The 22,218-nt window shown below is 72.4% G+C and carries 25 protein-coding genes; 13 read left to right on the forward strand and 12 right to left on the reverse strand.

Translation table 11 applies throughout. From position 1 onward, the window contains the following. Window positions 1-17: 17 nt before the first annotated feature. Window positions 18-1,217 carry an AAA family ATPase gene (locus KUM03_RS37295; RefSeq protein ID WP_217255044.1) on the reverse strand — a complete coding sequence of 400 codons (1,200 nt, stop codon included), beginning with the start codon at window positions 1,215-1,217 and terminating at the stop codon, window positions 18-20. A gap of 138 nt (window positions 1,218-1,355) precedes the next feature. Continuing rightward, entirely contained in the window at window positions 1,356-1,874 is a 519-nt protein-coding gene (locus KUM03_RS37300; protein WP_217255045.1) for a lytic polysaccharide monooxygenase auxiliary activity family 9 protein, read from the reverse strand. Window positions 1,875-2,171: 297 nt separating this feature from the next. On the opposite strand from KUM03_RS37300, the gene KUM03_RS37305 reads away from it, so the two are divergent. The 6 genes from KUM03_RS37305 to KUM03_RS37330 all read left to right on the forward strand — a co-directional run bounded on the left by KUM03_RS37305 (window position 2,172) and on the right by KUM03_RS37330 (window position 5,672). After that, window positions 2,172-2,480 carry a helix-turn-helix transcriptional regulator gene (locus KUM03_RS37305; protein WP_217255046.1) on the forward strand — a complete coding sequence of 103 codons (309 nt, stop codon included), beginning with the start codon at window positions 2,172-2,174 and terminating at the stop codon, window positions 2,478-2,480. Next, window positions 2,477-2,866 (forward strand): VOC family protein, encoded by a 390-nt coding sequence (locus tag KUM03_RS37310; protein ID WP_217255048.1) that lies wholly within the window; start codon window positions 2,477-2,479, stop codon window positions 2,864-2,866. The genes KUM03_RS37305 and KUM03_RS37310 overlap by 4 nt, the downstream gene beginning before the upstream one ends. 101 nt (window positions 2,867-2,967) lie before the next feature. Next, window positions 2,968-3,804, forward strand: a complete 837-nt coding sequence (locus tag KUM03_RS37315; RefSeq protein ID WP_217255049.1) for an alpha/beta fold hydrolase — start codon at window positions 2,968-2,970, stop codon at window positions 3,802-3,804. Between the two features lie 22 nt (window positions 3,805-3,826). Continuing rightward, a complete protein-coding gene (locus tag KUM03_RS37320; RefSeq protein ID WP_217255187.1) occupies window positions 3,827-4,360 on the forward strand; it encodes a TetR/AcrR family transcriptional regulator in 534 nt (177 codons plus the stop codon). A 166-nt stretch (window positions 4,361-4,526) separates the two neighbouring features. Next, the gene (locus tag KUM03_RS37325; protein ID WP_217255050.1) at window positions 4,527-5,042 is read left to right on the forward strand and encodes a GtrA family protein; all 516 of its coding nucleotides are present in this window, start codon (window positions 4,527-4,529) and stop codon (window positions 5,040-5,042) included. A gap of 21 nt (window positions 5,043-5,063) precedes the next feature. Next, window positions 5,064-5,672, forward strand: a complete 609-nt coding sequence (locus tag KUM03_RS37330; protein ID WP_217255051.1) for a DUF998 domain-containing protein — start codon at window positions 5,064-5,066, stop codon at window positions 5,670-5,672. A gap of 29 nt (window positions 5,673-5,701) precedes the next feature. Here KUM03_RS37330 and KUM03_RS37335 read toward each other — a convergent pair whose 3' ends face one another. Beyond that, window positions 5,702-6,307, reverse strand: coding sequence for a TetR/AcrR family transcriptional regulator (locus KUM03_RS37335; RefSeq protein ID WP_217255052.1), 606 nt, complete (start codon window positions 6,305-6,307; stop codon window positions 5,702-5,704). Between the two features lie 151 nt (window positions 6,308-6,458). Here KUM03_RS37335 and KUM03_RS37340 point away from each other — a divergent pair, with 151 nt between their 5' ends. Next, window positions 6,459-7,910 carry an amidase gene (locus tag KUM03_RS37340; RefSeq protein WP_217255053.1) on the forward strand — a complete coding sequence of 484 codons (1,452 nt, stop codon included), beginning with the start codon at window positions 6,459-6,461 and terminating at the stop codon, window positions 7,908-7,910. Between the two features lie 17 nt (window positions 7,911-7,927). On the opposite strand, the gene KUM03_RS37345 is transcribed toward KUM03_RS37340, so the two are convergent. Further along, the gene (locus KUM03_RS37345; protein WP_217255054.1) at window positions 7,928-9,880 is read right to left on the reverse strand and encodes an SMI1/KNR4 family protein; all 1,953 of its coding nucleotides are present in this window, start codon (window positions 9,878-9,880) and stop codon (window positions 7,928-7,930) included. Window positions 9,881-10,012: 132 nt separating this feature from the next. Between KUM03_RS37345 and KUM03_RS37350 the strand changes: the two genes are divergently transcribed. Then, on the forward strand, window positions 10,013-10,990 hold the full coding sequence (locus KUM03_RS37350) for a DUF3500 domain-containing protein (RefSeq protein ID WP_308406487.1): 978 nt from the start codon (window positions 10,013-10,015) through the stop codon (window positions 10,988-10,990). Between the two features lie 19 nt (window positions 10,991-11,009). Here KUM03_RS37350 and KUM03_RS37355 read toward each other — a convergent pair whose 3' ends face one another. The 5 genes from KUM03_RS37355 to KUM03_RS37375 all read right to left on the reverse strand — a co-directional run bounded on the left by KUM03_RS37355 (window position 11,010) and on the right by KUM03_RS37375 (window position 16,434). Then, window positions 11,010-12,569: a mucoidy inhibitor MuiA family protein gene (locus tag KUM03_RS37355; protein ID WP_217255056.1), complete on the reverse strand. Its 1,560-nt coding sequence runs from the start codon at window positions 12,567-12,569 to the stop codon at window positions 11,010-11,012. A gap of 7 nt (window positions 12,570-12,576) precedes the next feature. Further along, window positions 12,577-14,691, reverse strand: coding sequence for a DUF4139 domain-containing protein (locus tag KUM03_RS37360; protein ID WP_217255057.1), 2,115 nt, complete (start codon window positions 14,689-14,691; stop codon window positions 12,577-12,579). A 20-nt stretch (window positions 14,692-14,711) separates the two neighbouring features. Then, window positions 14,712-15,410 (reverse strand): YceI family protein, encoded by a 699-nt coding sequence (locus KUM03_RS37365; RefSeq protein ID WP_217255059.1) that lies wholly within the window; start codon window positions 15,408-15,410, stop codon window positions 14,712-14,714. Window positions 15,411-15,617: 207 nt separating this feature from the next. Continuing rightward, window positions 15,618-15,854, reverse strand: a complete 237-nt coding sequence (locus tag KUM03_RS37370; RefSeq protein WP_308406488.1) for a hypothetical protein — start codon at window positions 15,852-15,854, stop codon at window positions 15,618-15,620. Window positions 15,855-16,050: 196 nt separating this feature from the next. Continuing rightward, window positions 16,051-16,434: a helix-turn-helix domain-containing protein gene (locus KUM03_RS37375; RefSeq protein WP_217255061.1), complete on the reverse strand. Its 384-nt coding sequence runs from the start codon at window positions 16,432-16,434 to the stop codon at window positions 16,051-16,053. A 100-nt stretch (window positions 16,435-16,534) separates the two neighbouring features. Between KUM03_RS37375 and KUM03_RS37380 the strand changes: the two genes are divergently transcribed. Continuing rightward, entirely contained in the window at window positions 16,535-16,936 is a 402-nt protein-coding gene (locus KUM03_RS37380; protein WP_217255190.1) for a RidA family protein, read from the forward strand. 17 nt (window positions 16,937-16,953) lie between these two features. Here the strand turns inward: KUM03_RS37380 and KUM03_RS37385 are convergent, their stop codons facing one another. Further along, window positions 16,954-17,853 carry an aminoglycoside phosphotransferase family protein gene (locus KUM03_RS37385; protein ID WP_217255063.1) on the reverse strand — a complete coding sequence of 300 codons (900 nt, stop codon included), beginning with the start codon at window positions 17,851-17,853 and terminating at the stop codon, window positions 16,954-16,956. A gap of 151 nt (window positions 17,854-18,004) precedes the next feature. Here KUM03_RS37385 and KUM03_RS37390 point away from each other — a divergent pair, with 151 nt between their 5' ends. Together KUM03_RS37390 and KUM03_RS37395 are read left to right on the forward strand one after the other, a co-directional pair. Beyond that, the gene (locus KUM03_RS37390; RefSeq protein WP_217255064.1) at window positions 18,005-18,412 is read left to right on the forward strand and encodes a YciI family protein; all 408 of its coding nucleotides are present in this window, start codon (window positions 18,005-18,007) and stop codon (window positions 18,410-18,412) included. 8 nt (window positions 18,413-18,420) lie between these two features. Beyond that, entirely contained in the window at window positions 18,421-19,566 is a 1,146-nt protein-coding gene (locus KUM03_RS37395) for an RNA polymerase sigma factor (RefSeq protein ID WP_217255191.1), read from the forward strand. Here KUM03_RS37395 and KUM03_RS37400 read toward each other — a convergent pair. Further along, window positions 19,544-20,140 carry a TetR/AcrR family transcriptional regulator gene (locus KUM03_RS37400; RefSeq protein WP_217255065.1) on the reverse strand — a complete coding sequence of 199 codons (597 nt, stop codon included), beginning with the start codon at window positions 20,138-20,140 and terminating at the stop codon, window positions 19,544-19,546. The two genes, KUM03_RS37395 and KUM03_RS37400, sit on opposite strands and share 23 nt — an antisense overlap. Window positions 20,141-20,232: 92 nt before the next feature. Here KUM03_RS37400 and KUM03_RS37405 point away from each other — a divergent pair, with 92 nt between their 5' ends. Continuing rightward, window positions 20,233-20,655 (forward strand): nuclear transport factor 2 family protein, encoded by a 423-nt coding sequence (locus tag KUM03_RS37405; RefSeq protein ID WP_217255066.1) that lies wholly within the window; start codon window positions 20,233-20,235, stop codon window positions 20,653-20,655. Continuing rightward, window positions 20,652-21,560 carry an NAD(P)H-binding protein gene (locus tag KUM03_RS37410; protein ID WP_217255067.1) on the forward strand — a complete coding sequence of 303 codons (909 nt, stop codon included), beginning with the start codon at window positions 20,652-20,654 and terminating at the stop codon, window positions 21,558-21,560. The genes KUM03_RS37405 and KUM03_RS37410 overlap by 4 nt, the downstream gene beginning before the upstream one ends. Here KUM03_RS37410 and KUM03_RS37415 read toward each other — a convergent pair. Next, complete coding sequence (locus tag KUM03_RS37415; protein WP_308406489.1) at window positions 21,505-22,206, reverse strand: 2-phosphosulfolactate phosphatase; 702 nt, start codon at window positions 22,204-22,206, stop codon at window positions 21,505-21,507. The two genes, KUM03_RS37410 and KUM03_RS37415, sit on opposite strands and share 56 nt — an antisense overlap. Between the last annotated feature and the right edge of the window lie 12 nt (window positions 22,207-22,218).

Raw genomic sequence — 22,218 nt, forward strand, 5'->3', positions numbered from 1 at the left:
TCCGACCGCCCCGGTGCTCAGAGCTGGGCCTGTACCGTGCTCGCGTCCACGCCGAGGGCCTCGGTCAGGACGCGGGCGCGTACCGCGCGTTGGCGACGGGCGACGCGGTCGATGGCGGCGGTGGTGCGTCCCGCGCTCGCCGCCTCCGCGCGCAGCTTCTCCAGCCGCTTCCCCGTCGTGGCGAGCTGATGGTGGGCCTTCTTGATGACCCACTCGCTCAGCGCCTCGCGGGACTGGCCGGCCATGGCGTCGAGCTGGGCCTCCAGTTCCTCGACGGTGTCCGCCAGGTCGAGGGCCTCCTTGGCGTCGGGGTTGACCAGGTGCAGCACCTCCCGCTCGACGACCGGACGCTGGGCGGGGGAGTCCCACAGCACGTGCGTCAGCACCGACAGGTCGGTGTCGGTGACCGCGGGGCGGCCGTCGAGGTAGGCGGAGGCCTGGAGCAGGCGGACGGCCTGCCGCCAGCGGCGGTCCGAGGCGACGAGTTCCTTGCGGCGCAGCGCGGCCCGCAGCGTGCACACGGCGTCGACGACGGCGTCGGGGACCTCGACGGCCGGGACGGCCTCGGCCACGGCGTGCTGCAGCGAGGCCAGCTCGATCGTGGTCCGCGGCGGTGCCTCGGTGCCGCCGACGGCGGAGCGGACCAGCGCGGCGAAGTTGGAGGGGTCCGTCAGGTAGCCGACCTCGAGGCGCACGAGCAGCCGGTCGTAGATCGCGGCCGAGTCCTCTCCGGTGGGCAGCTCGTTGCTCGCCGTGATCGCTCCGATCAGGGGACAGCGGATCGGTTCGCCGCCGTTCTCGGGGTGGTAGATCCGCTCGTTGAGGAAGCCGAGCGTCTCGTTGAGCGCCGCCGTGGAGCACTTGAAGATCTCGTCGATGAACGCGATGTGCGCGGTCGTGGCGCGGCCGTCGTAGACCTGCCGGTACTCGCCCCGGGCCAGCGCGGCTACGTCGATGGGACCGAACATCCTCGTCGGCGCGGTGAACTTCGACAGCAGGATCTCCCAGTAGGAGGCACCGTCGATCCGGCTCGTCAGTTCCCGGGCCAGTTCCGACTTGGCCGTTCCGGGCGGTCCGAGCACCAGTGAGTGCTGTCCGGCGAGCAGCGTCACCACCAGCGTCCGCACGACGTCGGCCCGCTCGTAGAAGCGGTCCGACAGTTCGTCGCCGATGGTCCGCAGCCGCTCCGCCGTCTCCCGCGCGTCCTGTGCGCACATAGCCAACTCCTCGCCTCGGCGCTCGGACGGGCCGACGATTCGTAGCCTATTACGCACGTGTCCGACCCTCGGCGAGGGGGAAGGCGCCCGCTCGCGGCGGGTACCTTCCCCCTCGTCACCGGGCGAACGCGGTCGCGCTCAGCCGCCGACGTTGACGTCGATGCAGGCGTAGAAGGCGTTGTCGGTGTCGGCCACGTTCCACACGGCGAGCACCTTCTGCGGACCGGACAGGCCACCGAAGTCGACCTGGTGGTTCACGACGGCGTCGGGCTTGGCACCGCCGTCGTCGAACACGGCGATCCGCTGTCCGCCCACGTAGTACTCCCAGGTGCTGGTGGCGTGCTGCGCGGTGAGCCGCCACGAGAACGTCGCGTTCTTCGGCACCGGGGTGACGGTCCAGCCCTTGCTGTCGTCGTCCAGCTCCGCGAAGCGGCTGTTGCCGCCGCTGCAACTGGTCAGGCCCTTGGGGCCCTCGACGCTCTGAGGCTCGTACTTGATGTCCCCGCAGGACACCGTGCCCGCCGCGCACTGGGCCTGGCGGCTGGGCGGATCGGAGATGTAGCCGTGCGCGCTCGCCGACGAGGCCGGGAGGCTGACGGCGATGACAGGGGCGAGGGCCGCGCCGATCAGGGCAGCGGTCTTCCTGCTGGCGTGCATGTGAAGCTCCTTCACCTCGGGCCGTCCGGGGCGTGCGGTCATGTGTGTGGGGATGACCGCACGTCGGGAACGGCCTCTCTGAGTGGGGGTCGAGAGACGCGAAGGTGACGCGCACCCGCCGCCGCCCACCAATGGAGTGGTGAGCCCGCGCGGGGCCCAACTCCGCAAGCGGAGCGGCGAGTTCTGTTGGACTAGACCATACAAGCGGTCAACGTGAACGTGTCAAGGGTGTGACGACCGCCGCCTGGAGACCGCCCCGACTTGATAGGCAAGTGAGAGCTTGCCTACCTTGGAGTGGTGGCCGACGACCTCTTCAAAGCGCTGGCCGACCCCACGCGCCGCATCATCCTCGACGAGCTCACAGAGAAGTCCGGGCAGACCCTGTTCGAAATCTGCTCGCGGCTGAGCATGAGACATCACCTCGGCATCTCGCGTCAGGCGGTCTCCCAGCACCTCGCCGTGCTGGAAGGCGCCGGGCTCGTCGAGACCAGGCGGGAGGGGCGCTACAAGTTCCACGACCTGAACGTGAGCCCGCTCCGGCAGATAGCCGAGCGTTGGCCCGCGTCCGACCCCGACACGCCCGAACCGGAAGAGAGCACCCCGTGAAGATCCATATGACCAGCGTCTTCGTCGACGACCAGGCAGCGGCACTGCGCTTCTACACCGAGGTCCTCGGCTTCGTGAAGAAGCACGACGTCCCGGTGGGCGAGACGGACCGGTGGCTGACCGTCGTCTCGCCCGAGGACCCCGAAGGCCCGGAGCTCCTCCTGGAGCCCCTCGGGCACCCGGCCGCGCGGACCTACCGCGACGCCCTCGTCGCGGACGGCATCCCGCTCGCCCAGTTCGCCGTCGACGACGTCAAGGCGGAGTACGAGCGGCTGCGCGGTCACGGCGTCCGCTTCACCCAGGAGCCGGTGGAAATGGGCCCCGTCACCGCGGCCGTCTTCGAGGACGGCTGCGGCAACCTGATCCAGATCGTCACCCAGGAGTAGTGAGCGGTCGCCGTACGGCGGTGAGGGACGGCATTGACGGGTCAGGCTAATGGCAATAGCTTATGGCTAATGTAATTAGCCAACGCTCTCCGGAGGCGTTCATGACCGAGTACCTCCCCGTCGACGGCGGGACGATCGCGTACGAGGTGGCGGGCTCCGGCCCCCTGATCGTTCTCGCCCACGGCATGGGTGACAGCCGCGCCGCCTACCGTGCCGTCGTCCCGCAGCTGGTCGCGGCGGGATACCGGGTGGCCTCGGTGGACCTGCGCGGCTGCGGCGAGTCCAGCGTCGACTGGCCGGCCTGGAGCCGCACCGACATCGCCGGTGACCTGCTCGCCGTGATCCGCAGTCTGGGCGGCCCGGCCGTGCTCGTCGGCCATTCGGTCTCCGGCGGTGCCGCCACCATCGCCGCGGCGCGGGAGCCCTCGCTGGTCACCGCGGTCGTCGAGCTGGCGCCGTTCACCCGCGAGCAGTCGGTCGGCCTTGGCGACCTGAAGGTGAGGCGTTTCCGGCAGGGCATGCTGCGGCTGCTCGGTGCGGGTCTGCTCGGCAGTCTGCCGCTGTGGCGCTCGTACCTCGACCTCGCCTACCCGGGCGTGAAGCCGGCCGACTGGGCGGAGCGGCTCGGGCGCATCGACTCCCTGCTGCGCGAGCCGGGCCGGATGAAGGCCATGCAGGCCATGGGGCGCAGTGCCCCGACGGACGCCGGCGCCCGGCTCGGCAACGTCCGCTGCCCGGTCCTGGTCGTCATGGGAACACTCGATCCCGACTGGGCCGACCCGCACGCCGAGGGCTCGGCGGTCGTCGAGGCGCTGCCGTCCGGCCTCGGCCGTCTCGAAATGATCGAGGGTGCCGGGCACTACCCGCACGACCAGTATCCCGACCAGGTGGTTTCGCTCGTGCTCGGCTTCCTGCGTACGGGCGCCGCCCGTGCCTAGGGCCGGGCTGGATCCGGCGGCGGTGGTCGCGGCCGGTGCCGCCCTCGCCGACGAGGTGGGTCTCGCCAATCTGACGATGGGTTCGCTGGCGGAGCGGGTCGGTGTGCGGGCCCCGTCCCTGTACAAGCACGTGGGTGGACAGGAAGATCTCCTTCGGCGCATCGCCGTCCTGGCGATGAGCGAGGCCGCCGACGCGGTCGGCGGCGCGGTCCAGGGGTACGCGGGCCGCGACGCCCTGGCGGCGGCGGCCCGGGCGTTCCGTGCCTTCGTGCTGGAGCACCCCGGCCGGTACGCGGCCACGATCGGACAGGAACCGTCCGGTCCCGACGACCCGCTGGCCGCCGCCGCACGGCGACTTCTCGACGCGTTCATGGCCGTCCTGCGGGGCTACGAGATCGACCCGGCCGACGTGTCCCACGCCCTGCGCATGCTCCGCAGCCTGTGCCACGGCTTCGCCACGTTGCAGGCCGCGGACGGCTTCCAGTGGAGCGCCGACGTCGACGAGAGTTTCGAATGGCTGATCGACTTCGCCGACCGGGGGCTGCGTGCCCTGTGAGCATTGCAACGAACCGCGGTTGCGTGTTGCGTTAATCGAAACACATTGCAACGATTCTAAGGTGCTGACCTGCAAAACTAGCTGATTTCCGCAATAAATTGGTTGCCTGCTTTGTGAATGCAACGTAGCGTTTCCCTCGTCGGAAAGAATCGAGGGGGGGTAGACCATGGACGCAACGCAGAATCGGGAGCAGGCCGCACCCGGCGCCTTCACCGCCTTCGCTCGTTTCGTGCTCTGTGGTGGTGGAGTGGGGCTCGCATCGAGCTTCGCCGTGGCGGCTCTCGCCTCGTGGATCCCCTGGATCCTGGCCAACGCCCTGATCACCGTGGTCTCCACGCTGCTCGCCACGGAACTGCACGCACGTTTCACCTTCGGTGCGGGCCGGCGCGCGACCTGGCGCCAGCACACGCAGTCGGCCGGTTCCGCCGCGGCCGCCTACGCGGTGACCAGCATGGCGATGCTCGCCCTGCGCCAACTCGTGGCGACGCCCGACGCGGTGCTCGAGCAGGTCGTGTACCTGTCCGCCTCCGCGCTCGCTGGTGTCGCGCGGTTCGCGGTGCTGCGCATGGTCGTCTTCGCCCGAACCCGGTCGCAGGCCGCCGGAGCGGCCGGTCCCGTCACCCGTCCCGTTCACCATGCCTCGGTCCCGGCCGCTCCCGCGGGGCTCTGCCGAGCCGCCTGACGGTCACTTTATGGTTACTTGATGCGTGTTGTCCCCAGATGGGTCCTCGTCTCCTCCGGGTGTGCGCCCGTCCTGCTGATCGGAGGCTGGTCGGGCGCGGCACTGTTCGAAGGACCCGCGTACGACCCCGCCACCCAGACGATCAGCGTTCTGGGCGCCTACGGGGCCGCGGGCTACTGGGTGATGACGACGGCGTTCCTCGCTCTGGGCGCCTGTCACCTGCTGACCGCCTGGGGGCTGCGGGCGGCAGCGACCGCCGGACGCCTGGCGCTGGGCGGCGGGGGTGTGGCGGCGCTGGCCGTGGCCCTGCTTCCCGCGCCGAGCAGCGGGGGTTCACTGCGGCACGGCGCGGTGGCGGTCGTCGGGTTCACACTTCTGGCGGTGTGGCCGCTGCTGGCCGTCGACGGCACGGCGGCCGCTCCCTGGGCTCTGCGGATCGCGCCCGCGGTGGCGGTGTGCGCGCTGATGGCCGTGGGCGGAGCATGGTTCCTGTTCGAGATGCACCGACACGGCAACGCCGGTGTCGCGGAACGCGTCGTGACCTTCCTTCAGTCGCTGTGGCCGTTCGTGGTCTCAGCCTCGTGCCTGAGCCGCATGCGTCGACCGGCGCGACGGCCCGTACGGGAGTAGCGGCCCGGCAGGGCGCGAGCGGCGCACGTTCAGGTGGCCGGGGAGCGGTGCCGGTCCACGATCCCCTCGACGATGCGCATCAGCCGGTCGCCCGCCCGGTCGATGCTGCCGTTCTGCGTGCTGACCTGTGCGCCTTCGAGTACGAAGGTGATCTCGGCGGCGGACTGCTCGGGGTCGGGCAGTCCCGCGTCTGCGCACATGCCGACCATTCTGCGGGTCTGGTCGGCCTTGTGCTCCTCGATGACCTGTCGTGCGGGATGGGAGCGGTCGGGAAGCTCGGCCAGCGAGTTGATGAACGGACAGCCCCGGTGCGAGATCGCGGGCAGTCCCTCGGCGATGAAGCATGCGAGGCCCAGGATCTGCTCCCTGGGGCGGCCGGGATGTTCGGCCTCCACCCGGTCGAAGGCCGCCCGGTACTCGGCGGCGACGATGCGCAGCCACTCCGCGACGAGCGCGTCCTTGGTCTCGAAGTGCCGGTAGATCGCCATCTTGGTGGTCTCCGCCTTCTCGGCGATCGCCTGGACGCCCACCCGCCGGATCCCCTCGCTCTGGAAGAGCTCCTCCGCCGCGTCGAGGATGCGCTCGCGCGGCGGCAGTTTCGCCACCCTGCCCGGCCTTGCGGCGGTCGTTGCCATGACTGCTCCGTGACGTCCGGTCCCGTGGGGCGTCGGGCCCCTCATCGCCTGCTACGGTACCAGTCCGTCCCGTTCGATACCGATCGGTATCGAACGGGACCATTCGGTATCGCGATGGTCGCGGTGCCCCGCCCCTTGTCTTGGAGTGACAGTGAGAATCGACGAGTACGTACGCTTTGACGCCGTAGGGCTCGCGGAACTGGTGGCGAAGGGTGAGGTCACCCCCGCCGAACTGGAAGCGGCCGCACGTGACGCCGCGCAGGCGGTCAATCCGGAGATCAACGCCGTCGTCGAGACGTGGCCGGCGGACGACCTGCCGGAGCCGGGCAGCACCCCGCTGGCCGGCGTCCCTTTCCTGATCAAGGACATCGGCGTCGCCATGGCCGGCCGGCGCATGGAGATGGGCAGCCGCCTGGCGGCCGGCCACGTGGCCCGCTCCGACTCGTCCCTGACGCTGCGCTTCCGCCGCGCCGGCCTCATGACGTTCGGGCGCACCGCGACACCGGAGATGGCTTACAGCAACACGACGGAACCAGTGCTGTACGGCGCCACCCGCAACCCGTGGGACCCGGAGCGGAGCGCCGGCGGATCCAGCGGGGGCGCGGGCGCGGCCGTCGCCGCCGGGGTGGTCCCGATGGCGCACGCCACCGACGCCGCCGGTTCGATCCGCGTCCCCGCTGCCTACAACGGCCTCTTCGGCCTGAAGCCGACCCGCGGCCGCGTCTCCGTGGGCCCGCACTCCGACGAGATCTTCAACGGCCTGGCCGTGCACGGCAGTGTCAGCCGCACGGTACGCGACAGCGCGGTCCTGCTCGACCAGATCCGCGGTCCGGAACCGGGCGACCCCTACTTCGCCCAGGAGCCGTCCCGGCCGTACGCGGAGGAAGTCACCCGCGACCCGGGGCCGCTGCGGATCGGTGTCCTCACCCAGGCGTGGGGCGGACACCGCACCACCGCGCCGGTGGCCGACGCGCTCTCCCGCACCATGCGTCTGCTCGAGGCCCTGGGCCACGAGGTGGAGGAGGCCGAGGTCGGCCTGGGGGTCGACTGGGAGGACTTCCTCCTGGCCAACGCCCGTCAGTGGACCGCCAATCTGACGGCGTCGGTCGACGAGCTGGCCGCCGCGTCGGGCCGGTCCGTGAGCTCGGCGACCCTGGAGGAGCCCATACTCGCCAGTTACCGCTACGGACAGGAGGTCACAGCCGCCGAGTTCGTCACCGCGCTGGCGACGCGCAACAAGGTCGCCCGAGCCCTGGCGGGCTACTTCGCCGGGCACGACATGCTGCTCACCCCGACGCTGCCCGAGCTCCCCGTGCCCCTCGGCACGCATGCCGAGGGCGCCGGGAGGCTGGACGGCCTCGGCTGGCTGCGACGGCTCTTCGACATCTCGCCGTTCACCGCCGTGTTCAACGTGGCGGGCACGCCCGCCATGTCCGTACCGGTGACGGCCGACGCCGCGTCGGGGCTGCCTATAGGTATGCAGTTCGCCGCCGGTTACGGCCTGGAGGACAGCCTCTTCCGCCTCGCCGGACAACTCGAACAGGCCAGCCCCTGGTCGGGCCGGACGCCCACGGTGTGGGCCGGGGACCGCCGGGACGACTGAAACGCCGAAGTGCGCCTCTACGTGGGCTCACTCCCGTCCTCTCCCGCCGGCCCGGTCTCCACCGAGCCCACAGGAGCCACGTACGTGTGGAAGACAAGGTAGGTCTCCCCGTCCCTCGGCGGACGTGTCCAGGAGCGGCTGGTGAAGGTGTGGAGCCTTCCGTGCGCGAGCGCGTGCCGGGGCAGGTGCGCGCCGAACTCCCTGCCCACCGCTTCCAGCAGCGCACGTTCCGCATCGGTGGAGTCCGCCCGGTCGCCGAAGAACCGGTCCGGATCCAGCGCCGGCGGTATCTCCCCGTCCCTGCGGGTCTCCCCCTCCTCGAACGTGAAGGCGTACCGCTCGGCACCGTCCTGTGCCACCGAGAGGTGGAAGTACGGTTCGCCGTGCCGCTTCCGCAGGCCGCTCCAGACCACCACCGCGCGGGTGCCCGCCGAAGCGGCCGCGGCGGGGGAGACGAGACGCTGCCGGTCGAACGATCCGGGTTCGCCGTCGAAGCCGAAGCTCCACCCCGCGCCCGCCCGGCCGACCGCCATGAGGGCCCGGTCCTCGTACGACGAGAACTCTTGCCGGCTCTGCGACGAGCCGCGGCGCGCCTGCCGGAAGGTCGTGGGCTCGTTCAGCACGGCGCCGTCCTCGTCCGCGAGCCGCCCGGGCAGCTCCTCCGGCGCGACTCCTTCGACCAGTACGAACCGGTAGGACGTGCGGTTGTTGCCCGGGTCCGGCTCGGCGAGCCACGCCAGGCCGTCCGGGTCCAGCGGGGGCGTCGACCGGGGTGCCTCACCGGCCTGCCCGCCCCGGGGCGTGGACAGCAGCTCGCGTCCCCGCTCCGGGGTCAGCAGCGGCCCGAGCAGCGGGTCGGCGACCCACCCCACCGGCGCCAGGTGATCCGGGCCCAGCGGCTCCCACCCGCGCAGAGCGCCCGTCAGTGCCCGCCATGCCGCGTCGGTGTCTCCCCACCGCGCCAGCTCCCGCGCCCGCTCGACCGCCTCGCCGAACGGCCCGGTCGCCGTGTACGCGTACGTGCCGTTCCTCAGCTGATCGAGCGTCGTGAACGCCGCCCCCGTCAGGCCCTCATCCGCACCCCGCAGATGGAACGTCAGCGTGCGGTCGTCCCGGTACGGGTGGGCCGAGTGCTCGGCGGCCAGGAGCGGCAGCAATTCGGGCGCGTACCGAGGGTCCGTGACCAGACCCTCGAAGTACACCATGTAGGTCTCGCCGAGCAGACGGCGAATCTGGTCGCCCAGTCCGGCGGCCCGCGGCCGGCCGTACCCCCTGGCCTCGTCCAGCATCCGCACGGCTCGTTCCCAACCGCCGCGCAGCGCCTCCAGCCGGGCCTCCTCGACGAGCGCGTCGAGCCTGCGCGTCGTGCCGTTGACGAACTCCGGCTCCCCCTCGCCCGGACTGGCGTGCAGACTGTGGAACTCACGGTGCATGTCCCGCATGAACTCACGGAAGTTCGCATGCCGCTCCGGTGGCGCGGCCCGCCAGCCCGCCCAGGTGTACATGGCCCATTCGCCGTCCTCGTCCACGTCCTCCGGATCCATGAGGACGTAGGTGGCGTCGGACTGGACGTCGAGCTGCAGTCCGCGCCGCCAGATGTCCGCCTCCCGCCGCTCCTGAGGCGTGGAGTCCTCGTCCAGGTCCTCCTCGAACGTGTCCGCCAGTCCCGACGCGTCGTCGTGCCAGCGCACCTCCGCGGTGCCCGCCAGCAGCCACACGAATCCGCCCGCGTGTCGCCATCCGTCGCTGACCAGGAGGAACTCCCGGTAGGACGGGGGCAGACGGCGGCCGAGGCGGGCCTCGGCCGCCGCGATCCGCTCCTCGTCGGCGGGCGGGAAGCCCAGCCACCGGGACCGCCGGGCGGCCTCGTCCTCCTCGTCCCGTGTCTCGCCCCCCGGTGGGCAGTCCGCCCACTCACCGCTCCACTCGAGGAGGAAGGTCCGCCAGTCGAAGTCCGTGGTGTCCGCCATGAGCCCAGGCTCTCACCAGCCACTGACAACGCACCGCCGACGTACTGCGAAGTGGAGCATCTCGAGGTGTTCGCAGGTGTCGGTACGGGTAGGGTGCGCAGCCGTACGGGACACCGCGCGAGAGGTGAAACGGTGGGCGTCCATCGAGCCGAGGCTGCCGCCACGGCGATGCGGGAGGCGGCGCGCGAACTGCTGTCCGTACTGGAGCCGGCGCAGGTGCGCGAGCTGCGCGCGGGACCCGGCCGGCTCGACGCTCCCGAGCTGAGGGAGTGGACCTACCTGCCCGGTACGCGCCCCGGTCTGTCCACCGAGGGCCTGGACGGCCGGCAGCGCGAGGCGGTCGACGCGCTGCTGGCCGCGGCCCACGGCACACCCGGAGCGGCGCTGGCGCGCGGGGCGATCGAGGTGGAGCGGCACCGCCGCGCCACGGCCGGTGCCACGGGCGCCGACCGCTACTGGGTGCGGCTGCTGGGAGACCCGGACGGGGACGGCCCCTGGAGCTGGCGGATGAACGGCCACCACCTCGCCGTACACGTGCTGGTCGCGGCCGCCGGAATCCGCGTGACACCCCACTTCGTCGGGGCGGAGCCGGCCCGCATCACGGACGGTCCACAGGCCGGACGCCGGCTGCTGGGGCCGGAGGAGGACCTGGCCCGGGAACTGGTCACGGACCTGGACGCCGACCGGCGCGCGAGAGCGGTCTTCGCCGCCGCTCCACCGGACGACATCCTCAGCCGGGACGACCCGTTCGCCGACCCGGACCTGCTGCCGGCCGGTCTGCCGCACGGCGACATTACCCCGGGTCAGCAGCGGCTGCTCGCCCGCCTGGTGCGCCGCTACCTCGACCGGGCACCCGCGGCGTACGCCGAGCAGTGCTGGTCCGACCTGGCGGCGCGCGGACTGGACACCCTGGCGTTCGCCTGGGCGGGCGGCCGCGCGCCCGGCGACCGGCACTACTACTGCGTCCGCGCCCCGGACCTGCTCATCGAGTACGACAACACTCAGGACGACGGCAACCACGCCCACTCCGTCTGGCGGCACGTCCGCCACGACTGGGGGGCCGATCTCCTCCGCGCCCACTACACGGAGCAGCACGGGCGGGAGCACTGACCGCTACGGGCCGACACGGCTAGAGTCCGTGCACCTTGGCGTTCGTCGAGATCTCGTAGACCAGTTCGAGGGTGCGCCGGCCGCCGGGAGGCAGGAGGACGTTCCAGCGGACGACGCCGTCCGCGTCGACGTCGTCGGGCGGGGGAGCGCAGGCGCCCCGGCGCAGGCTCACCTCCACCGCCGACGTCTCGGAGACGGGGACGCGTTCCCGGACGACGACCATGTGCTCATGTCGCTCGCCGGGCCCCGAGAACCGTGACAGGTGCAGGCGGACGGTCCGGGTGAGCACGGTCCGCTGGGTGAGACCGGCGGTGTCACGAGTCTCCTCGGTCTGCCTCACGACCCGGTGGTCGTCGCGGCTGCCGAAGGCGAGGGCGGCCGGGGCGCCGGGAGCGGTGAAGTCCAGCGTGCCACGACCGAGGAAGCCGCCGCCGCTGACGAGGTCCACGGGCCCGGCGAGCAGTGCGTGCCCCGAGCGGTTGTCGAACCGGACCAGTCGCCCGACCAGCGGGGACAGCTCGGGCGAGCAGGCGTACTCCGTGGTCGTGGGCGTCTCGAAGGAGGAGAGCGGCACCCGGTGGGCCCGGCCGTCGGACGGTACCGAGACCGGGGCGTCGCAGTGCAGGACCCGGACCTCGCCGCCGTCGTCGACTCCCGGCAGGCCCTGTACGGGCGCCGGACCGAGGTCGGTGATCTCCTCCTCGCGCCATTCGACCTGGACGGTGCGGCGTTCCGCCGCCGACCGGTCCCGGAGGGTCAGCCGGTCCTCCGCCAGGCGCGGAGGCTCGGTGGCGAGCGTGCTGCGGGCCGTGGACAGGGTCAGGCGTACGTCCGACCAGTCCTCGCCGGTGCGCTGCCAGACCATCGCGTCCGTGTCCAGGGTGAGCGAGTCCCCGTCGAGCACGGCGCGGTAGGCGGGCCGCCACAGGGCGCACGGGACGAGGTGGGCCACGCGCAGCGCGGCCGGACCCGCGTCGCCCGCCCGTACGGTCAGTTCGATGTGGCCGACCAGTTCGGAGGGTTCCGACTCCGTGTCCGCCAAGGCGTGCCGCGCGTCGGTGAGTTCGGCGGCGAGCGCCGTCAGCCGGGAGTCGACCGTGCGCAGCCGCTCGCCGCAGGTGTCGCGCTCCCTGTCGACCCGGTCCAGTTCGCGGGCCCACCGGGCGGCGTCGGACTCACCGAGCCCCGCGCCCTCGCCGATCTCCCGCAGCAGATCGGTGGCGAGGCGGCCGAGGAGGTCGACACGGGCGTGCAGGCGCTCGCGCTGCCGGCCCAGCGCCTGCTGTTCCTCCTCGAGGTCTCTCACACGGTGCCGCAGGGCGGAGTCGTCGTCGGCACGACCCGGTGCTCTCGGTGTCCACTCGCGCACGACCCGGGCATCGAGCACGGTCACCGGGCCGTCGGCGGACAGTTCGGCGTGCAGGCTGTGGTCGACGGTCAGGGCGCTGACCGGTCCGAGACGCAGCGACTGGGTGCCGGCCGCGAGGTCGACCACGGCGGTCCGCTCGACGTACGCCCGGTCCTCCAGACAGGTGACGGCGGTGGCGGGGAGGGCGATCGGATCGGGGCTCGTGGGCATGAGGGGGTCAGCTCCTGCGGTTGCCGCCGGTCAGGGCCTTGCCGGCGGGGATGCGGATGACGTAGCCGCCGTCGACGGCGGAGGTGGAGTGGGCCGGGATCTCGACCCGCCACAGGCGGGTGCCGGGAGCGTGCCGCTCGGCGTCGGTGCCGGCCGCGGGCGCCTGCCAGCCGGCCTTCTCCTCGATCCTGATGTCCGCGTCGGAGGTGACCGGCACCCGCTCGCGCACCTCGACGGTGACGGGGACCGGGAGGCGGTTGGCCAGTTCCACGTGCACGCGGTGGTCGAGGACGGTCACGTTGTTGCGCAGCCCGGAGGTCGATTCGAGCAGACTCGTACGGCGCGTGACCCCGATGGCCTCGTTGGCGCCCAGGCCCACGCGGCGCACGCCGCCGGGGGCGAGCGTGGGCAGCGCGGTGGTCAGCAGGAAGTCCCCGTCGGCCGAGACCTCCAGCGGGCCGGCCAACAGAGCCTGGTCCGTCGCGTTGGACAGCACCAGGGTCGTGTAGACCGCCTGTTCCATCGACGGGACGCACAGGTACTCGGTCCGCAGACCGACCGCCACCTCACCGACGGTGATCGTGTGCCACGTACCGTCCGAGGGGACGTCGGCGCGTGCCGCGGCGTCGTAGCGGTGGTCGAAGGAACCGGCCGACTCGCGGGGGCGCACGGCGTTCCCCGGCAGGGGCAGCGCGGTGACCGTCTCGGCACGCCGCCGGTGTTCGGCCGCCACCGGGTCGGAGGCGGAGTCGGGGAACAGTCGCCCGCGACGCTCCGGTGGTCCGTCGGCGCCGGTGAGCACCAGTGCCGCGTAGTCGAGTTCGGCACCGCTCGGTCGCGGTGGCCCGGTCTCCGGGGCCGGTGACGGGGCGGGTACTGCCTGAGGGACGGCTGCGGACGGTGCCGCGGCCCGGCCGGGCGCCGCGGGAGCCACGGGGCGGGGCGCGCCGCTCCTGCGGCGGGCGTACGGCTGCGGGGCGCCGGGCGCCGAGTCGCCCGGCATCGGGCCCTCGGCGCTCACCGGCATGCCGCCGGGCGGGGGCGGCAGCGCGCCGGGTGGCGGCGGGAGGGCACCGGGAGGCCCACCGTAGCCGTGGCCCGCCATCGGCGGGGCGGGCGGCGCTACGGAACCGGGCGCGGGAGCCGCCGCGGCCGCCACCGCGTCGTGGACGGTCACGGCGGAGCCGCCGGCGCCCGGGGGCGGTCCTGCCGCGTCGTAGCCGCTGAAGAGGTCGGGCAGTCCGCGCGGGGGCTCACGCCATCCCGACGGCGCGGGAGTCGGCTGCTCGCGTCCGATGCGGATCGATCGCAGCCGGGGCACATCGGTGCGCCGTCGCAGATCGGCCGTGGCCAGCGAGACGCGGACGCCGGTCCAGTCCTCGCCGGTGCGCTGGGCGATCGACGCCCGCAGCAGCAGCCGTCCGTCGCTTCCGCCCTGATGGTGGGTGAGGCGGTAGGCCGGCACCCAGACGGCGCCGGGCACCCCGTACTCCACCTCGACCTCGACGTCCGTGTCCGCGCCGCCCGTGAGGGTCACGTCCGCGCACGCAGTGGTCTCGGAGCGCGAGGCGGGCGCGTCGGTGGAGGCCCGGGCGAGCCTGTCGGCGGCGACCTCCCACTCGTGCTCGGCGTGCGTCAGTTCCTCCTCCGTCTCGCGCAGGCGGGCGTGCAGCACGGTCAGCCGGTCGTCCACGAAGTCGGCGAGGCCCAGCCAGGCCTCGACGGGGGTGCGACGGTGGGGAGCCTCGTCGTCGCGGGGCGGCGGCACCGGGCGCAGGGCCGCCACCTCGTCGATCAGCTCCTGCTGCCGGTTCCGGCGGGCCTGGACGGCCTCCCGGGCGTCGCGGAGCCGTTCCACCTCACGCCGGAGCTCGCCGACCGGGCGGCTGTCGAGCGGTTCGGCCTCGACGGCCACTCTCGCCCCGGTGACCCGTACCCCGGTGGCGCCGACGACCCGCACCCGCAGGGAACCCGGGTCCATCGAACGGGGCAGACCGGTCACCCGTACCCGCCCGCCCCGGGGCACGCCGCCGCGGGCGAGCCGGCGGCAGAGGGCGCCTTGCGCATACACCACCACCGAATCGAGCGTCGATGCCCACCTCGGGGCCGCCTCAGCCATCATGTGCTCCCCCACACGCCGTGTCAGTGCCGAGGGAACTCTATGCCGGATGCCGACGGTGAGTGCTCCGGTGCGGTGGAGCGGATCGCGGAGATGTCGAACTGGAGCCGGACCTTCTCGCTGACCATGCTGCCGCCCGCCTCGAGCCGCTGGTTGTAGACGAGCCCCCAGTCGCGGCGGTCGATGGTGGTGGTGCCGTCGAAGCCCGCCCGCTCGTAGCCGAACGGATCCATGACCGAGCCGAGGTAGTCCAGTTGGATGTCGACGGACCTGGTCGTGCCGCGAATCGTGAGGTCGCCCGTCATACGGAAACTCTCCCCGCCGTCGTGGACGGTCGAGGTGCTGCGGAACGTCATCTCCGGGTGGCGGCGCACGTCGAAGAAGTCCTTGCCGACCAGGTGCCCGTCCCGCTGCTCCACGCCCGTGTCGACGCTCCCGACCCGGATGACGAGTTCGGCCCGGGACTCGGCGGGGCGGGCTCCGTCGAAGTAGAGCGCGCTGTCGTAGTCGGCGAAGGACCCGCGGACGGTCGTGACCATGGCGTGCCGCACGGAGAAGCCGATCCGGCTGTGCGGGCGGTCGATGGTCCAGTGTCCGGTCAGTGCGCGCAGCGCCGGGTCGAGTGCGGCGCCGGCCGCCGTGACCCGCGCACCGGGCCCACCGGACCCCACGGCCGGCGGCGGCTCGGCGACGGCGGTCTGGCGACGGCTGAAGATACCCATGTGACGTGGCCCTTTCGAGTCGGAACACTCGGTGTTACCACGCCGTGGGCGGACCGGACCGGGCAAGATGTGCGGCCTCGTCCGGGTTCCATGACGCCGACCGGAAAGCTGCACAAGATCGCCGGATTGAGTACGCGTACCTGCACGGACTCGGTAACCGACAGTCCGCGTACGGGCCCGCGCGTCCCGGGGGTGCGGATTACCCGGTTACCCGGCGGGATCCTCCTCCGCCTGCCGTACGGCGCGATGGACCGCCTTCTCGACCGCTTCCACCGACAGGCCGCCGGCCGCGGCGTGATCGGCGATCGCCGCCCGCGCCGCCTGGGCGGCCTCCTGCCAGGCCCGTTGCTGCGCTTCGAACTCCTCGCCGTCGAGTCCGGCGAGTCGCGCGCGCTGTTCTTCCGCCGCCCGCTCAAGGCTGATCAGGTCCTCGGGAATGTCCACGCCACCGATCCTAGGCTCGGACGCGGCCGGGCCCCGGCCCCGACCCGCGGGGGTCGGTCCTCGGGGCGGCGAACGGGCAGGGCAACGGGGACCGGCCATGTGAAGAGGAACGCGGAGGCTCCATGCTCCGGGCATCCGTTCTGCCTGTTCGTCGTCTCGGAGCCGTGACGCGGTGCCGCGCTCTCGGAGCGCCCCGTCACTCGCCGAACGTGCGGCGCGCGTCCTCGATGTGGCCGAGGTACTGGTGGGTCCAGCCACACATGGCGTCGACCGTGGTGCGCAGCGCCCGGCCCGGCTCGGTGAGCGTGTACTCGACCCGCGGCGGCACCGTGGGGTACACCTTCCGCTCCAGCAGGCCGTTGCGCTCCAGCATGCGCAGGTTCTGCGTGAGCATCTTGTGGCTGACGCCCTCCACCTCGTCGCGCAACTCGCTGAACCGCAGGGTGCGCTCGCCGAGCGCTTCGATGATCAGGAGCGCCCACTTGTTGGCGACGTCCGAGAAGATCTCCCGCGCCAGGGAGTCCGCGCGCCGCAGGTCCGCGTCCTCGGGCAAGCCCTTGAGCAGCTGTTTGGTCACCATCTGGTTCCTCAGTCACCGAAAAGTGCGTTCTTCCAGGTCCGCGCTCACTCTCCTACAGTTCTTCAGTAACCACAAGAGAGTGAACCGAAGGGTGAGCACGTTGACTGCCATGGACGTCTTCAACCACCGTGTGCCGGCCGAGAGCGAGTTCGGCTACGCGCAGGCGATCAAGTCCCGCGATCTGATCCACGTCTCCGGACAGCTCTCGCTCGACCGGGCGGGCGAGTTCGTCCACGCGGACGACTTCGCCGCCCAGCTCGAGCAGACGTACGCCAACGCCGACAAGGTCCTGGCCCACTTCCGCGTCACCCGGAACCAGGTCGTCTCGCAGACCCTGTACGTGGTGGACCTGAGGCAGAACGCCGCGGCGACGGCGGCGGGCAATCTGGCGTACTTCGGTGAGCACCGCCCGGTCAGCACGGTCGTCGGCGTCACCGAACTGACCTTCCCCGGTCAGGTCGTCGAGATCGCCTTCGTCGTCGACGAGAAGCTGCCGGCCTGACCCCGGGCCCGGCGCGTCTACACCGGGCCGCCCTGAAGAACGCGGTCGAGTGCCGCCCGGCCCGCGGGGCCCCACGTCGGCTTGCCGCCGGGCAGCCCCCGGTCCCCGTTCCGGCCGATCAGCATGAGAACGAGGCCCTTCAGGGCGGCCAACCCGCGGGCGCGCCGGACGGTCCCCTCGTCCGCGTGCGCGTACACGTCGAAGAAGCGCGCGGCGGCGCCCCCGGGAAGGACCACCCACGCGGCCGCGAGGTCCCACGCCGGATCGCCGGCGAACAGGTCACCGAAGTCGACCACGCCCGAGAGGGCTCCGTCCGAGACGACGACGTTCGCGGGATGAAGATCACCGTGCACCCATACCGGCGGGCCCTCCCACTCGGGGGCCGCCACGGCGTCGTCCCACACGGCCCGGAGGCCCTCGGCGATGTCGCCGGGGGCGACGGCCTCGAAGAAGTGGTCGAAGCCGTCCGTGCACTCCTTGGGGTGAGCGCCGCGGTCCGAACCGGCCGGTGCCTCGGCGGGCGCCGGAACGTGCAGCGCCCCGAGGAAGTCCGCCAGCCTGCCGGCCGAGTCGTCACCGCTGATCGGACTGCGGTCCAGCGGCTCGCCGGGGACCCACGTCATGACGGTCCACGGCTTGGGGAAGCGCGCGGACGGTTCGCCGATCCGCACCGGTTCCGGGACGGGGAGCGGCAGGCGCGGGGCCAGGACGGGCAGCCACCGGCGCTCCTTGCGCTGGAGATCCGGGGCACGTTCCGTACGGGGCACGCGCACGGCCAGCTCGTCCCCGAGGCGCCACTGCTGGTTGTCCCATCCGCCCGCCACCTCACGGATGGCCAGGTCCGCGAGGTCGGGGTGCTGCTCGTGCAGCAGATCGCGGACCAGGTCCGCGGTGATCTCGAATGCGGAGTCGGTCATGAGACGTCACAGTACTGGTCGGGCGGGGACCGTCCCCTCCACGAGAGCCTCGCGGAAAAAACTTCGGCGGCGATGTCGAGAATCCGTGACCGGCTCCGTCCCCGCTGTGAACGCGACCAGAATGGGTCGCACCCGCACCGAGGAGACAACGATGGCCAAGTACCTGTTGCTCAAGCACTACCGGGGCGCACCGGCGGCGGTCAACGACGTGCCCATGGACCAGTGGACGCCGGACGAGATCTCGGCCCACATGCAGTACATGCAGGACTTCGCGGACCGGCTCGAGAAGACCGGCGAGTTCGTCGACGGTCAGGCGCTCGCTCCCGAGGGGACGTGGGTGCGGTACGACGGTGAGGGGCGCCCGCCGGTCACGGACGGGCCGTTCGCCGAGACCAAGGACCTCATCGCCGGCTGGATGGTGATCGACGTCGACGGCTACGAGCGAGCCGTCGAGCTGGCCGGGGAACTGTCGGCAGCCCCCGGGGCGGGCGGGAAGCCGATCCACGAGTGGCTCGAGCTGCGCCCGTTCTACGGCGTCTCGCCCACCGTCACGGAATGACCCCAGCCATCGACGAGGCCCTGCTCAGGAGCCTCACGCCGAGCGTCCTCACCGTCCTCGTCCGCCGCGGAGCCGACTTCGCGGCGGCCGAGGACGCCGTCCAGGAGGCGCTGGTCGAGGCGGTCCGGGTGTGGCCGGCCGACCCGCCCCGCGATCCCAAGGGCTGGCTGATCACCGCGGCCTGGCGCAAGTTCCTCGACGCGACGAGGGCGGACACCGCCCGCCGCCGGCGGGAGGACCTGGCCGACCAGGAGCCGGCCGCCGGCCCCGCGTCCTCGGCGGACGACACGCTCCAGCTCTACTTCCTGTGCGCGCACCCGTCGCTGACACCGTCGTCCGCGGTCGCGCTCACCCTGCGCGCCGTCGGCGGCCTGACCACCCGCCAGATCGCCCAGGCCTACCTGGTGCCCGAGGCGACCATGGCCCAGCGAATCAGCCGGGCCAAGCGCACCGTCTCCGGCGTCCGCTTCGACCGGCCCGGCGACGTCGCCACCGTGCTGCGCGTCCTCTACCTGGTCTTCAACGAGGGCTACTCCGGCGACGTCGACCTCGCCGCCGAGGCCATTCGGCTCACCCGGCAGCTCGCGGCCACGATCGAGCACCCCGAGGTCGCCGGGCTGCTCGCCCTCATGCTGCTCCACCACGCCCGGCGCGCCACCCGGACCGCGCCCGACGGCAGCCTGGTGCCGCTCGCCGAACAGGACCGCGGCCGGTGGGACACCGCGTCGATCGCCGAGGGCGTCGCAATCCTCCAGGCGGCGCTCGCCAGCGACCGGTTGGGTGAGTTCCAGGCACAGGCCGCCGTCGCGGCACTCCACGCCGACGCGCCCACCGCCGGGGAGACCGACTGGGTGCAGATCGTCGAGTGGTACGACGAACTCGTGCGGCTCACCGACAGCCCGGTCGTCCGGCTCAACCGCGCGGTGGCCGTCGGCGAGGCGGACGGACCGCGCGCCGGACTGGCCGCGCTCGCGGAGCTGGAGGACACACTGCCCCGCCACGCCGCGGTGGCGGCGTACCTCCACGAGCGCGACGGCGACCCGGCGACGGCGGCACGGCTGTACGCCGAGGCGGCCCGCAAGGCGTCCAGCCTCGCCGAGCGCGACCACCTGACGCGCCGGGCGGCCCGGCTCAACGCCCGCCGGCGTCGCTGACGGCCAGAACCCTGCCGGTGAACTCCGCCAGTTGCTCCCGCATCCTCTCCCGCGGCACACCCTCCTGACCCGCGAGATGCTCGACGAGGTCGGCCCGGACCGCGGCGAGCAGGGCGTGCGCGGTGAAGTCGCCGTCGGGAAGGCCGGGGATCTGCTCCAGTACCGTCCGGAGCAGGGCGTGCCAGCGCGCGTAGTGCTCCGCCCCGTACGGGCTGCCGGCCCCACCGTCCTCCAGAGCCAGCGCCAGGCGACGGTTGTCGTACTTGAAGCACAGGACGGCGTCGAGCAGGGCGGCCACCCGCTGCCCCGGCTCAGTGGCGGGCCCCAGCGGCGGCGGACCCGATTCGACGGCCACCCTGACCGGTTCGAGCCGCCTCTCGTACAGGGCACGGAGCAGTCCCGGCCGGTCGCCGAACGCCCTGAAGAGCGTGCCCTTGCCGACGCCGGCGGCGGCCGCGACATCGGCCATGGTGACGTCCTCCGGGCTGTCGCGCCCGGCGAAGAGGGCGTCGGCTGCCGCGAGGACGGCCTCCCGGTTGCGGGCGGCGTCCTTGCGGGGCCTGCGCTCGGCCATGGTGCTGCTCCTTCGTTTGCAAAACGGACCCGGGGTCCGTATCGTCGTTGAAACGGACCCATGGTCCGGATTCTACGAGATGGAGGACACCCATGTCCGCACCGACCTCCCCGGCGGATCTCTACCGCCACAGCCTGCGACTGCTGCTCGACAAGGACATCGCCGCCTGGACCGGTCTGTGGGCCGACGACGGAGTCATGGAGTTCCCGTTCGCCCCAGAGGGCTGGCCGCGACGACTGGAGGGGAAGGAGGCCGTCGGCGCCTACATGCGCGGCTATCCCGACCACATCGATCTGCACGACTTCCCGGACCTGCGCATCCACCGGACCGTCGAGCCGGAGACGCTCGTCGTCGAGATGCGCGGCGTCGGCCGCCTCGTACGGACCGACGCGCCCTTCGACATGACGTACATCGCCGTCGTGACCGTCGAGGCAGGGCGCTTCACCTCGTACCGCGACTACTGGAACCCCCTTGCGGTCCTCGAACCCGGCGCGGACTTCCGGAGCGGCCGATGACCACCGGCACCACTCTCGTCGTCGGCGCGACCGGTACCACCGGCAGCCGCACGGTCGCGCGGCTGACCGCCGCCGGACACCGTGTCAGGGCGGCGAGCCGCCGTGCCACCCCGGTCCCCGGTGCCGAGCCGGTCCCCTTCGACTGGTACGACTCCGCCACCCACCCCGCGGCCCTCCGCGGAGCCGACCGCGTCTACCTCGTACCGCCCGTCGGCGACGCCGACCCCGCGGCGACCGTGCTGCCCTTCCTCCGGCAGGCCCAGGCCGCGGGTGTCCGCCGTGCGGTCCTCCTCGGTTCCTCGGCCGTCGGCGAGGGCGGCCCCGCGGTGGGGGAGGTCTACGGGCCGGTGCGGGAGCTGTTCGAACAGTGGGCGGTGCTGCGCCCGTCGTGGTTCATGCAGAACTTCACCGGCACACACGTGCACGCCCGGAGCATCCGTGAGGACGGCGCCATCCGGACGGCGACCGGAGCCGGCCGGACCGGCTTCGTCGACGCCGACGACATCGCGGCCGTCGCCTTCCACGCCCTGACCGACGAGCGGGCACCCTGCACCGATCTCGTCCTGACCGGACCGGAGGCGCTCAGCCATGACGACATCGCCGCGGTCATGACCGACGTCACGGGTCGCCCGGTGGTCCACCACCGGCTGACCCACGAGGAGATGACCGAGCGCCTCACCGCGGTGGTGCCGCCGGAGTTCGCCGCCATGCTGGCCGGCCTGGACCGGTCCATCGCCGAAGGGGCGGAGGACCGCGTCACCGACACCGTCCGGCGCGTGACCGGCCGGGCCCCGCGCGGCTTCCGCGCCCATGTGGAGCAGGAACTGCGGCGGCGCCGCCGGGCCGCGATCAGCTCGCAGCCACGTCGGTCGGTGAAGGGTCCGCACACGGGCGCAGGACCATGAGTGGGCCTTCCGGGGCCGCCACCATGGCGAAGGGAAAGCGGTCGAGCTCGAGGCAGAGCGCGACGTCATCAGGATGGGTTCCCTGACGCACGCCCGTCGTCAGCTCGACGGCGGCCCGGGAGGCGGCGGCCCGGCGCAGGAACTCGGAGGCGTCCGTCTCCGTCCCGGTGGCCCTGTGCGCGATGTACTGGGCGCACGCCAGGTCTTCGTCGGCGTGCCCGTCCTCGCCGGTGACCACGAACGTGACGCGGGCGCACTCGTGTGAACGCAATAGTCCGGCCGTCGCCTCGGCCACCACGAAGCCGGCGCACAGCACCAGTGACGCGTCCTTGACCGCGAGGGCGCCGACCGTCCCCGCCGTGGTCCTCTGCACAACGGTCCGCCCGGCAAGGTCGACGGACCGCAGCAGACCCGGCGAGTTGACGGCGTCGAACCCGGTCTCGGGCGGACCGTCCTTGATCGCCGCCCAGTCCGGGTGGCGAGCCTTCAGGGCCAGGGCTTCGTCCAGCGACTCGGCGAGGACGATCCTTTCCGCACCCCGGGCAAAGGCCCAGGCGGCCACGGTGAAAGCGCGCATGACGTCGACCACGACCGCCACGGAGGGGGCTTCGACCAGGTCGGCGATGCCGACGAAACGAGCGTCCATGCCGGCCATGAT

Source organism: Streptomyces sp. AC602_WCS936 (genome assembly GCF_019049125.1).
Lineage (GTDB): Bacteria > Actinomycetota > Actinomycetes > Streptomycetales > Streptomycetaceae > Streptomyces.

Bases quoted from the DNA above. Each gene is read 5' to 3' on its own strand.
- KUM03_RS37375 (WP_217255061.1), bottom strand. From the start codon at position 16,434: ATGGTGACCAAACAGCTGCTCAAGGGCTTGCCCGAGGACGCGGACCTG.
- KUM03_RS37355 (WP_217255056.1), bottom strand. From the start codon at position 12,569: ATGCCCACGAGCCCCGATCCGATCGCCCTCCCCGCCACCGCCGTCACC.
- KUM03_RS37300 (WP_217255045.1), bottom strand. From the start codon at position 1,874: ATGCACGCCAGCAGGAAGACCGCTGCCCTGATCGGCGCGGCCCTCGCC.
- KUM03_RS37400 (WP_217255065.1), bottom strand. From the start codon at position 20,140: ATGGCCGAGCGCAGGCCCCGCAAGGACGCCGCCCGCAACCGGGAGGCC.
- KUM03_RS37390 (WP_217255064.1), top strand. From the start codon at position 18,005: ATGGCCAAGTACCTGTTGCTCAAGCACTACCGGGGCGCACCGGCGGCG.
- KUM03_RS37315 (WP_217255049.1), top strand. From the start codon at position 2,968: ATGACCGAGTACCTCCCCGTCGACGGCGGGACGATCGCGTACGAGGTG.
- KUM03_RS37415 (WP_308406489.1), bottom strand. From the start codon at position 22,206: ATGGACGCTCGTTTCGTCGGCATCGCCGACCTGGTCGAAGCCCCCTCC.
- KUM03_RS37360 (WP_217255057.1), bottom strand. From the start codon at position 14,691: ATGATGGCTGAGGCGGCCCCGAGGTGGGCATCGACGCTCGATTCGGTG.
- KUM03_RS37335 (WP_217255052.1), bottom strand. From the start codon at position 6,307: ATGGCAACGACCGCCGCAAGGCCGGGCAGGGTGGCGAAACTGCCGCCG.
- KUM03_RS37295 (WP_217255044.1), bottom strand. From the start codon at position 1,217: ATGTGCGCACAGGACGCGCGGGAGACGGCGGAGCGGCTGCGGACCATC.
- KUM03_RS37385 (WP_217255063.1), bottom strand. From the start codon at position 17,853: ATGACCGACTCCGCATTCGAGATCACCGCGGACCTGGTCCGCGATCTG.
- KUM03_RS37330 (WP_217255051.1), top strand. From the start codon at position 5,064: ATGCGTGTTGTCCCCAGATGGGTCCTCGTCTCCTCCGGGTGTGCGCCC.
- KUM03_RS37345 (WP_217255054.1), bottom strand. From the start codon at position 9,880: ATGGCGGACACCACGGACTTCGACTGGCGGACCTTCCTCCTCGAGTGG.
- KUM03_RS37325 (WP_217255050.1), top strand. From the start codon at position 4,527: ATGGACGCAACGCAGAATCGGGAGCAGGCCGCACCCGGCGCCTTCACC.
- KUM03_RS37410 (WP_217255067.1), top strand. From the start codon at position 20,652: ATGACCACCGGCACCACTCTCGTCGTCGGCGCGACCGGTACCACCGGC.
- KUM03_RS37405 (WP_217255066.1), top strand. From the start codon at position 20,233: ATGTCCGCACCGACCTCCCCGGCGGATCTCTACCGCCACAGCCTGCGA.
- KUM03_RS37365 (WP_217255059.1), bottom strand. From the start codon at position 15,410: ATGGGTATCTTCAGCCGTCGCCAGACCGCCGTCGCCGAGCCGCCGCCG.